General features: G+C 38.6%; 9 protein-coding genes. 4 read left to right on the top strand and 5 right to left on the bottom strand.

What is annotated here, in order from left to right; all coding sequences use genetic code 11:
- Positions 1-133: 133 nt before the first annotated feature.
- A complete protein-coding gene (locus ACFE93_RS32750; protein ID WP_375479992.1) occupies positions 134-1,525 on the top strand; it encodes a hypothetical protein in 1,392 nt (463 codons plus the stop codon).
- A gap of 315 nt (positions 1,526-1,840) precedes the next feature.
- Here the strand turns inward: ACFE93_RS32750 and ACFE93_RS32745 are convergent, their stop codons facing one another.
- Both ACFE93_RS32745 and ACFE93_RS32740 read right to left on the bottom strand, forming a co-directional pair.
- The gene (locus tag ACFE93_RS32745; protein WP_375479990.1) at positions 1,841-2,170 is read right to left on the bottom strand and encodes a hypothetical protein; all 330 of its coding nucleotides are present in this window, start codon (positions 2,168-2,170) and stop codon (positions 1,841-1,843) included.
- 37 nt (positions 2,171-2,207) lie between these two features.
- The gene (locus ACFE93_RS32740) at positions 2,208-2,735 is read right to left on the bottom strand and encodes a site-2 protease family protein (RefSeq protein ID WP_375479988.1); all 528 of its coding nucleotides are present in this window, start codon (positions 2,733-2,735) and stop codon (positions 2,208-2,210) included.
- Between the two features lie 187 nt (positions 2,736-2,922).
- On the opposite strand from ACFE93_RS32740, the gene ACFE93_RS32735 reads away from it, so the two are divergent.
- Together ACFE93_RS32735 and ACFE93_RS32730 are read left to right on the top strand one after the other, a co-directional pair.
- Positions 2,923-3,198: a DUF485 domain-containing protein gene (locus ACFE93_RS32735; RefSeq protein ID WP_265271491.1), complete on the top strand. Its 276-nt coding sequence runs from the start codon at positions 2,923-2,925 to the stop codon at positions 3,196-3,198.
- Between the two features lie 127 nt (positions 3,199-3,325).
- A complete protein-coding gene (locus ACFE93_RS32730; protein WP_375479986.1) occupies positions 3,326-4,894 on the top strand; it encodes a sodium/solute symporter in 1,569 nt (522 codons plus the stop codon).
- A gap of 58 nt (positions 4,895-4,952) precedes the next feature.
- Here the strand turns inward: ACFE93_RS32730 and ACFE93_RS32725 are convergent, their stop codons facing one another.
- The gene (locus tag ACFE93_RS32725; protein WP_375479984.1) at positions 4,953-5,795 is read right to left on the bottom strand and encodes a tetratricopeptide repeat protein; all 843 of its coding nucleotides are present in this window, start codon (positions 5,793-5,795) and stop codon (positions 4,953-4,955) included.
- A gap of 354 nt (positions 5,796-6,149) precedes the next feature.
- Positions 6,150-7,070: a ribonuclease D gene (locus ACFE93_RS32720; protein WP_375479982.1), complete on the bottom strand. Its 921-nt coding sequence runs from the start codon at positions 7,068-7,070 to the stop codon at positions 6,150-6,152.
- Positions 7,071-7,534: 464 nt separating this feature from the next.
- On the opposite strand from ACFE93_RS32720, the gene ACFE93_RS32715 reads away from it, so the two are divergent.
- Positions 7,535-7,993, top strand: coding sequence for a BON domain-containing protein (locus tag ACFE93_RS32715; RefSeq protein ID WP_375479994.1), 459 nt, complete (start codon positions 7,535-7,537; stop codon positions 7,991-7,993).
- Between the two features lie 145 nt (positions 7,994-8,138).
- Here the strand turns inward: ACFE93_RS32715 and ACFE93_RS32710 are convergent, their stop codons facing one another.
- Entirely contained in the window at positions 8,139-8,960 is an 822-nt protein-coding gene (locus ACFE93_RS32710; protein WP_375479980.1) for a carbonic anhydrase, read from the bottom strand.
- Positions 8,961-9,625: the final 665 nt, after the last annotated feature.

Here is a 9,625-nt window from a genome sequence, read left to right as displayed (position 1 = left end):
ACCTTCTCATGCTTTATTTACCTTTTTTTAAATAATAAAAAGTGGGATGCTCCCCAGATTATTTTGTCAGAGTAATAGATTTCAGTAACAGTGATTTGAAAAGATTCTTGACCTTTAAATGGAAGGTGGCAATATGACAAAGAATCAGATTTCTCTAGTAGAACTAATCCAAATTTTTGCACAATACCGCAATCATATTATCATCAATATTAAGCACTTACAAGAACATTATCAAAGAACAGGTATTAAACGTATTAGAGGTGTTAGAAACGAAAAGGGAGAACTGCTTCAACCTTGGTTGATAATAGAATATATGGATGATGCTGACTATGTTGGTATGGGCGAGTTTCAGTTTAACCGCAATACTGCTACTATCAATATGCTTGTCAAACGTAGAGTTAAACTTGCTAAATTTGAAGACCAAACTCCTACCATTGAAGTAGCAGGGTTATTAGTAAATGACCTCAACACCTTTAATAATTACACAATTGTAAGTGACGGCAAAATCAACGTAAATTCATTACAAGTCAAAATTAGCAGTAAAAAAGTCTTTGACTTACTCAAAGAAAAAGGCATACTGAATGCAGAAGAATTTGACTTCCGGGCTGAACATACGATTCAGTTAGATAACTTGCCGCTTGTAGCTGTTAATAGTTATTACAGCAGTATTGATGGACTATTCAATGAACTAGCAGAAATTAAAGTACTGACTAGTATTATTTGCGCTCACTTGAAAAAGGAGTCAGATGTATTTATAGAGATGCAGTTAGATGAGTTTAAAAAGCACTATCTGTCTAAAAATATTTACATCAACTTTCCTACAACCAACGAATACACTGATATCAATAAAGCTTTAGTCGATGGTAATATTGACTCAAAATTGAGCTATAAAATCGATATTGGCAGTCAAGATATTCTGAACCTGAGTAAGTTTCCTTCTGCTAACAAGTTTCTCAATAGAATGTATCGCCTTTATAACAAAGAAACCGGAGAAATTATCATGAAGCCGAGTTTTGAGATGGTATTTCATGAGAATCTCACTGTTAGGCATAGGTTATTATCATCACGTACTAAGATTACAAAAGTTGACGAGTTGATGAAACCAATTTTTGATGATTTTCTTGGACTTGATCTAAATGGAATTGTTGGAGGTATTCTTAAGAAAGTTGGTGCTGATAGTTTAGCGCAGTTATTGCAGGATAAACAAACTGGTAAGCAGATCGGCAAAGAAGAAATGGTTGCAGCTTTAACAACGGCAAATAACAAGTTAGAAAAATATGCAGAAAATATCTACCAAGACAAGATATCTCCCTTAGTATTTTACATTGGTTCTACTGGACTATTGCCAGAACAAATGGAAGCAAAAGCCATGACTGCTGACGAAGCTGCTGCTAAATATCCAAGTTTGCAATTTTCTAAAGATGAGCATGAAGGTACTTTTTTTGCAGTTGGTGATAGTCTTCTCGGTATCTATGCAAAAACTGAATACTACAGCAAACTTATTTCTGTAGGTGTAGATAATTAGATTGCATACTAATTCTAATTTCCAATTTTTTAGGGTGTGTTAAAGTGGAGAGTACTACACCAGCTTGAACTGTTGTGGTGCGTTACGACGTTCTGTCTAACGCACCCTATGATTAATAGATTATGGTTTCCCTAAAATACAGCTAGAGCTTGGATGAATTGCAGAAGCAATTGAACTTGTGGGTGAAGACATTAAAACAATAACATTACCTATAATCTGTAAAGATAGTAGCAATAAAATACTGTAGTAAATTATTTTTAAATCTTTATTAATGATTTGAAAATAGCGTTCCACAAAGGAAGTATAACCTACCATTTATACAGAACAAAAGCTTCCAATAAGCAATAATTTCATCAATAATTCAATGGAAGATGTAAATGGCGATCGCTCTTGATTAAAACAGGGTATTAAATTATATTTTTCAACTCTTAAATCCCCTAATAAAGAGTTAAGTAGCCCTGATTGCACAACCATTAATTGTTGACTTATTTCGTGGGGATATTTGACTAAATGGTTACTTACAGAATGATTATATTGATCTACAGGTAATATACTCGCCATTGATTCTTCAGATGGAAGAAGTACAGCAGCAATGCTCAAGGTAACGCTAGTAGCAGCAACTACAAGTTTTTTCTTGATTTCCATTCAAGTTTTCCTTTTTATTTACCTAAAAAGTTGCTGTTTACATCGCCAATCCTGAACGAATAAACAAATCAGCAATGCGACTAATTCCTATCCCAAAATCCGGAATTATAAATAGAAGCATCATCGCAAAGAGTCCAAATTGGTTATATTGCAGTGGCTTTAGTTGAGGAAAAATTTCACTGAAAATATGAAAGCCATCGAGTGGTGGAATTGGCAAGAGATTAAACAAAAATAATGTCAAATTAATCCGAGCCGCCAGATAAAGAAATTTGACACTCAAGAGTCCTGAAAGATTTGGGTTAAAGAAAAGTTTGAGCAGCATAATAAATAGAATTCCTAAAGCCAGATTGGACAATGGCCCTGCTGCTGATACCAAAATATTGCCTAGCTTCCCAGAACGAAACTTAGATGGGTTGACGGGCATTTGTCCCCAAGCTATACCCATGAGACAGAGAAAGATGATTGATTCTTTGCCCATGTGAACTACAGGATTCAGCGTCAGATGACCAGTTTGTTGTGGAGTGTTATCTCCCTGACTCTCGGCTTTATTTGTGTCTAAATGCATCTATAGTTTTATGTTTCTCTGACTCAAAATAGAATCGCTATTGTCTTGTTATTTTGATATATCGCTTTGCAAAGTTAATTTTATTACCTGATATAGCAATAGATTTACTAATAATCTTTAAGAAAATTACGCAGAAATCAGCTTCAATGAGACAATCTGACCTAATCTTCTCAACCTAAAGGAAGACATGAACGATCGTACAAAGGCTCTCCAGGCTCTCGCCGCTGAACGTTGGCGGATATCCCTGATTCTCAGTGGAGCCATGATGTTTATTTACTTCGGCTTTATCCTATTAATCGCGTTCAATAAGCCCCTGCTGGGGTCATTAGTAGTTCCTGGTCTCAGTCTGGGAATTTTATTAGGGGCGTTAGTAATTGTCTCAGCATGGGTATTAATTTTTATTTACGTGCGTTGGGCAAATAGCAGTTATGACGACCAAATCGCAAGGCTAACACGCAAATGAAGAGTGCTGAGTCAAAAGTGCTGAGTGCTGAGTAGTATTTGACTCACTCGGCACTCAGCACTGAGTAAGACGAATTAGCTATTAGCAATTTCTAGTCCTAAATCCAAAATACTAAACCAAAAAAAGCATGAATAGTGTGTGGTTCGATCTGCCACTAGCGGCGGATATTACTAGTCTTGGTAAGTTTAACCCGTTGGCGATCGCTTTCTTTTTTCTGTTTGTTGTAAGTTCTTTAGGCATTACCTATTGGGCGGCAAAGCTTACCAAAAATACGGCACAGTTCTATACAGCTGGCGGTAAAATCAGTGGTTTCCAAAATGGGCTGGCCCTAGCAGGAGACTTTATGAGTGCAGCTAGCTTTTTAGGTATCGCTGGGCTAGTCGCACTCAACGGCTTTGACGGCTTAATTTATTCTATCGGCTTTCTGGTAGGCTGGCCGATTGTTATGTTTCTAATTGCCGAACCATTACGTAACTTAGGTAAATACACCTTTGCCGATGTAGTGGCTTATCGCTTGCAGCAAAAACCTGTACGTATTGCATCTGCGATCGGAACGCTGGTAGTGATTAGCTTTTACTTAATTGCCCAAATGGTAGGTGCTGGTGAGCTAATCAAACTATTGTTTGGCTTTGATTATGAATTAGCTGTGGTCATCGTCGGTTGTGTGATGATGGCTTATGTGATTTTTGGCGGGATGATTGCCACTACCTGGGTACAAATTATCAAAGCAGTTTTGTTGCTCGGCGGAACTGTCTTATTAGCTATCTTAGTACTGGCACGATTTGGCTTTAACCCGATCGCTCTTTTCGCTGCTGCATCCCAGAAGTATACAGGTGTATTAGCTCCAGGCAAACTAGTTTCTAACCCCTTTGATGCTATCTCTTTAGGGATGTCGTTGATGTTCGGCACTGCTGGATTACCCCACATCCTAATGCGTTTCTACACAGTACCCGACGCTAAAGCAGCGCGGCTCTCTGTTACTTACGCCACGGCTATTATTGGCGTTTTTTATCTCCTTACCTTTATCCTGGGCTTTGGAGCAATGGTGCTAGTAGGTAAAGATGCCATTGAGAAAATTGGTACTGGTGGTAACATGGCTGCGCCGATGTTGGCAGAATTTCTTGGTGGTGATGCTTTCTTAGGTTTTATCGCCGCTGTTTCTTTTGCGACGATTTTAGCAGTTGTCGCTGGGTTGACACTCTCAGGTGCAGCTGCATTGTCTCACGATTTATGGGTGAATGTGGTGCGCTCTGGTCATGCTGACGAGTCAGAACAGCTGAAGGTGGCTCGCGGTGCAACAATGCTTTTGGGCTTAGTGGCAATATTGCTGGGCATCTTGTTTAAAGGGCAAAACGTAGCTTATATGGTAGGTTTAGCATTTGCGATCGCAGCAAGTGCAAACTTCCCAGCGTTACTCTTATCCATGCTTTGGCGACGCTTCACTACTAATGGTGCAGTTGCGAGTATGTTAGTAGGTACTGTCTCCTCTTTAGTGCTGATTTATTTATCACCTACTATTCAAGTAACGATTCTCAAGCACGCTTCTGCACCCTTTCCTCTAAAAAATCCTGGATTAATCAGTATCCCACTGGCATTTATTGTGGCGATTGTCGTTTCACTATTAAGTACTGAACAGCTGGCACAGGAAAAATTTGCGGAAGTTGAGGATCGCATTCACATTGGTTCTGGGATGTGATTTTGTCATTTGTCATTGGGCATTGGGCATTGGGTTTCCCCTGCTCCTTGCCCCTCTGCTACTGTCCAAGTTCTTTGATGTTATCCATCACTTGTTGGTATAAGTCGTTGTTACCTTGACTTTGAAAAATGCTTGCTGCTTGTTGTAAGTCCTTGAGCGCTCCCTGTTTGTCTCCATTAGTGGCGCGAGCATTTCCCCGATTATTGTAGGCAGGGGCAAAGTTAGGATTGAAGCGAATGGCTTGATTGTAATCTGCGATCGCACCTTGAGGATCTCCATTGGCAGCACGGGCATTGCCTCGGTTATTATAAGCGATCGCATATTTGGGGTTAAGCAGAATCGCTTGATCGAGATCGTCTATTGCCCCTTTTTTGTCTCCATTGGTGGCGCGGGCATTTCCTCGGTTATTGTAGGCTTCGGCATAGTTGGGATTCAGGCGAATCGCTTCACTGTAATCTTTAACTGCTTCTCTGTTGTTTCCCAGTGAGGCGCGGGCATTCCCTAAGTTATTGTAAGCTTCGGCGTCGTTAGGGTTGATGCGGAGTGCTTGATTGTAATCTGCGATCGCTTTTTCCTTGTCTCCCAAATCAAAGTAGGCTAATCCCCGCGCGTTGTAGGCAGCGCTATACTGAGAATTTTGACTAATTGCCTTACTGTATGAAGCGATCGCAGCTTGCAAATCGCCGTTTAAATGCTGATTCTTTCCCTGAAGATAGAATTCTCCACCAATGGAAGTTGTAGCTGAACGACGGCTAGGTTGAGTGACTCCTATTTCTGTCACCAAAACATTGTCATTCTTGCTGCAAGAAACACTGCTAATTGCGGTCAATGTAGTAAAAACAGCTATGGTAAATACTTGATTTACCTTTGTTAGCTTTTGTTTAAATAAACGCCGTCTCATAATTTAATATAAACTGCCATAACACCTGAACGCAATTAATACCAAAATCTAGATTTTAATTCTTTAACTCAATAGTTATTTTAACTTTTGATAGAGATTTCAAGCCAATTGATAAATTTACCTGATATTCCAGAGATTTATTTAATAGTTATCTTAAATAAATCTCTGGAAATATAAAGTATAAAACTTATCACTTTAGCTCTTTGCTATTGTCATCTTTGTATTTATTTAAAATGAATTTATGAACAATAACATCCTGTTGATTGTATTTTTCTAGAACACTTTAAAAAAATGTGAAGATTTATTCTAAATAATAACTCCATAAATCTTGGCATTTGTAGCTATTTAAACAATTTATTCATCCTCGATATCGCTCTCTTGAGTTTTGGAATTTAGCCGCCAAGAAGTGCTTTTTTCAATATCTACAGAGAGTTTTTCTAGATTTTGCCCTAAATCTTTTTGGAGTTTTTGAGTGAGTGCGATCGGAAAATCTAAATTAATACCTTCACTTTGTGCTAGCCTTGCCAATTCTGTAAAAGTAGCTTTGATTGTAGTACGCTCATAACTAGTCAGTTTGTAATAGGCAGTTTCAGATATATTCTGAGCTTGCATGGCTTTTTTTATACGTTCTTGCAAATGCTCAGATTCGGAATTTAACAACTTGCATTGCTGCTCAAGTTGTGAGTATCTAGTACTTAGCATTCTTAAATCTTCTGTTACGGGATCGGGGCTGGCTTGGGCTTGTAATGTTAATAAGTTTGAGTAGATTTGAGCCAGATAAATACAATCTAAGTAAGCATACTCTATCTGTTCTTCAGTCAGAGGGCGTTTTCCCCAATCGCTTTTTTGTTCTTGTTTATCGATATTGTTAAAGCTACAAAGTGCTGTAGCTATTGTTTTGAGTTGGTAGTTGGGTAATGGCAAAATATAATAAGGAATTTTTTTAGCCATTTCCAAAGTGCAAGTAATATTTTTGGCTTTCTTGCCACCGAGAAATTTTAGATCGTAACTCGCGTTATGAAAAATTTTTTCAATGGCAGAATTTATCATAATTTTCTCAATAAATTCAGCTATAATATTAGGCTGATCTAGGACATCTAAAAGATAGACGCGATCGCCACTCATATCTTGAGGATTATCTAATAGCTGAATCACCGATAACCGGGGATTACGACTTTTATAGTCAGCGACTTCTGTATCTATCCACAGTGTTTTAGCGTTTGTATATTCAGCGACAATAGCACGAATTTCGCTAGCCGAAGTAAGGTAGGGCATTGGCTAATATTTCCTGATATTTAAGGCATTGTTAAGTAAGCCATAGTTTTATAAAGTAACATTTTGTTGGTAAGAATGCTTATACAGGATTGCAAAAAAACTGAAGTTTGGAATTCGTTATAGATATCGCCAAATTGACTCAAATCTGATAACATCGAGTCACCACTGTGGGGTAGCATCGTCTACCATCGAAAGGGCTACTCAGCATCTACGTTAAATTCATCGAGAGCCACAGATGTGCAAAGCCATCCTGGTTAGCAGCCGTCAGGAAAATTGAATTGGCATTTCTCAAAACTGGGCGCAAAATCTTAGCTTCAAGAAATCGTCCAAATTTTAATTTTCAGTAACCTGAGCCATTGCTTAAGCGTTTTTGTTACTCTACTTTTAATTGTTTTTTTAATTTGCTCCTCACCATGACATACACCTCAATCAACCGCTTCAAGTACTCAATTCGGAGATAGATGATGAAAAAGCTAATTCTATTAGTAGTTAGTGGCATTTTGGTAGTTGGTACTTTTGGCTGTCAAGAGGCTCCTAAAACAGGTTCGGAAACTCCTAGCACAACAAATGAAGCCGCTCAGGCACCAGCAAAACCAGCTTCGCAAACAAATCAAACTGCCAAAGTTTCAGAAACACAAACTACTCCTTCAGCAGCTACTACAGGTACTAAAGTTAAAACCGATTCTGAAAAAACGGCAGCAACAAAAGCTAAAAGTGACTTAAAAACTGAAGTTAGCGTAAAGTTGAACAAAGGTTTACCAGGCAATAAGTTACAAGTTGAAAACAAACAGGGTGAAATTATCCTCAAAGGTACGGCGACTTCTGTTGAAGAACTCAAGAAAGCTGAAACTTTGGCTAAAGAAGTTCAAGGTGTAAAAACGGTGAAGGTAGAAGCAAAAGTTGATACTGTGAAAAAGCCATAAAAGAATAACTGAAGCACATCTATCGTCAGGGCGCAGCATTGCTGTGCCCCTACTGCGTGGTCTATTTACCTGAAAAAGCTCTAAGATACAAAAACCCCATCCCCAACCCTCTCAGAGGATATTTGCAATTCTATATTTTTGTCTTTCAACTTCCATTATTTGAACCTCGATAAATTCGCTCCATCTGTTCTGGAGAAAGGCGTCTCATTGGAAACCACTCAAATGCCGAAATAGACTGTTTCTCATAAGGTTGAACATCATCCTGCTGGTTTTGAGGGGAACGCACTGCTACATTGGTATTTGGAACCTGACCCCTGAACGACTCATCTATTTCTGATTCTGGAAGCAGAGTTTGAGGCAAAACATAAGCGTGCTTCTGGGGATCGTATGCGAAAACTTCTCCTGTTTCAATGTGATAAATCCAAGCATAAATGCTGAGTTCCCCCTGATAAAGCTTAGAGTGAATCACTGGATATGTCCGCAAATTCTCAATTTGAGTAAGAACATTTTCGGCAATCATAATCTCTAGCAGTTCTTCTTCGTCGTAGTGGCTATAGTGGTCTAGAACTAGCCTTCGAGTTGCTTCTGCATATTTAAGCCAATCATGTACAAGCGGCATTTCATCGCTGAGATTGTGTAACTTCATTAATCCTTTCATTGCACCGCAATGAGAATGACCACAAATAATAATTTGGCGAACATCTAAAGCTTGAACAGCATATTCAATTGTCGCACCTTCACCGCCATTACTTGCCCCATACGGTGGGATGATGTTACCTGCATTGCGAATCACAAATAATTCACCAACTTGGGCTTGTGTAATTAGATTTGGATCGAGACGCGAATCAGAACAGGTAATAAATAAGACCCTGGGCTTTTGACCGTGTGAAAGTTGTTCAAACAATTGTTGATGCGTCGAAAAATAGCTAGATTTAAATTCGCGCAGACCTTTAACTAATTTTTTCATTACTAAGTTCTACAAATATTTGGGGGTTAAGAATCAAATCACAGACAGCAGATTGAGGTAGTAAAGAAGACTTTCTTTCTACGTTTTTCCAATTGTAAAGATTACTATATTATAAATTCATTTGGTGCTTTTAATATCCTCTACCATTTGGTTGAGTTAGTTTTTTTCCCTGCTGCCTTCTGTTCCTTAGCAGGTCACATTACAGTGTGAGAATGCCTTGAGCCTATTTCAAACTACTTATATCCTAAGATAAAAATGCGACACTTTGTTGTCACGATCGACCGAGAACGACAGATACAGAATAGATGATTAAAACTATACCAACTAGTTATCCTTCGCACTTAAAGTCTCCTGAAATCGTGTCCGGTTGAATAGTTGTAATTTGGACTGATGTAAAGACACGCAAACGCAGAGATTTTTGAATTATAAGTAATTAATCAGACATGATATTATCTGCTCTGGGAAAATTTTGATGGTGAGTTTGCGACATCAAAATTTTTGCCGTACACTAAGCGATCGCCTGCGGCAAGCCTTTTGGGTGAAGCTTGCAGGCTCATCGCAACGCGTCTACAATAATCCCCAATCCTCCCTCCTACCCTCTTGCGAATTCTGAACCCGAATTTCTCACAAACTCAGAAAAAAGCGGAGGTTAAAACTGGTAAAAT

Origin of the sequence: uncultured Nostoc sp. (genome assembly GCF_964247315.1) — a bacterium.
GTDB lineage: Bacteria > Cyanobacteriota > Cyanobacteriia > Cyanobacteriales > Nostocaceae > Nostoc.
Note: the sequence above shows the minus strand (reverse complement) of the source record. Positions and strands in the feature narration are given on the sequence as shown.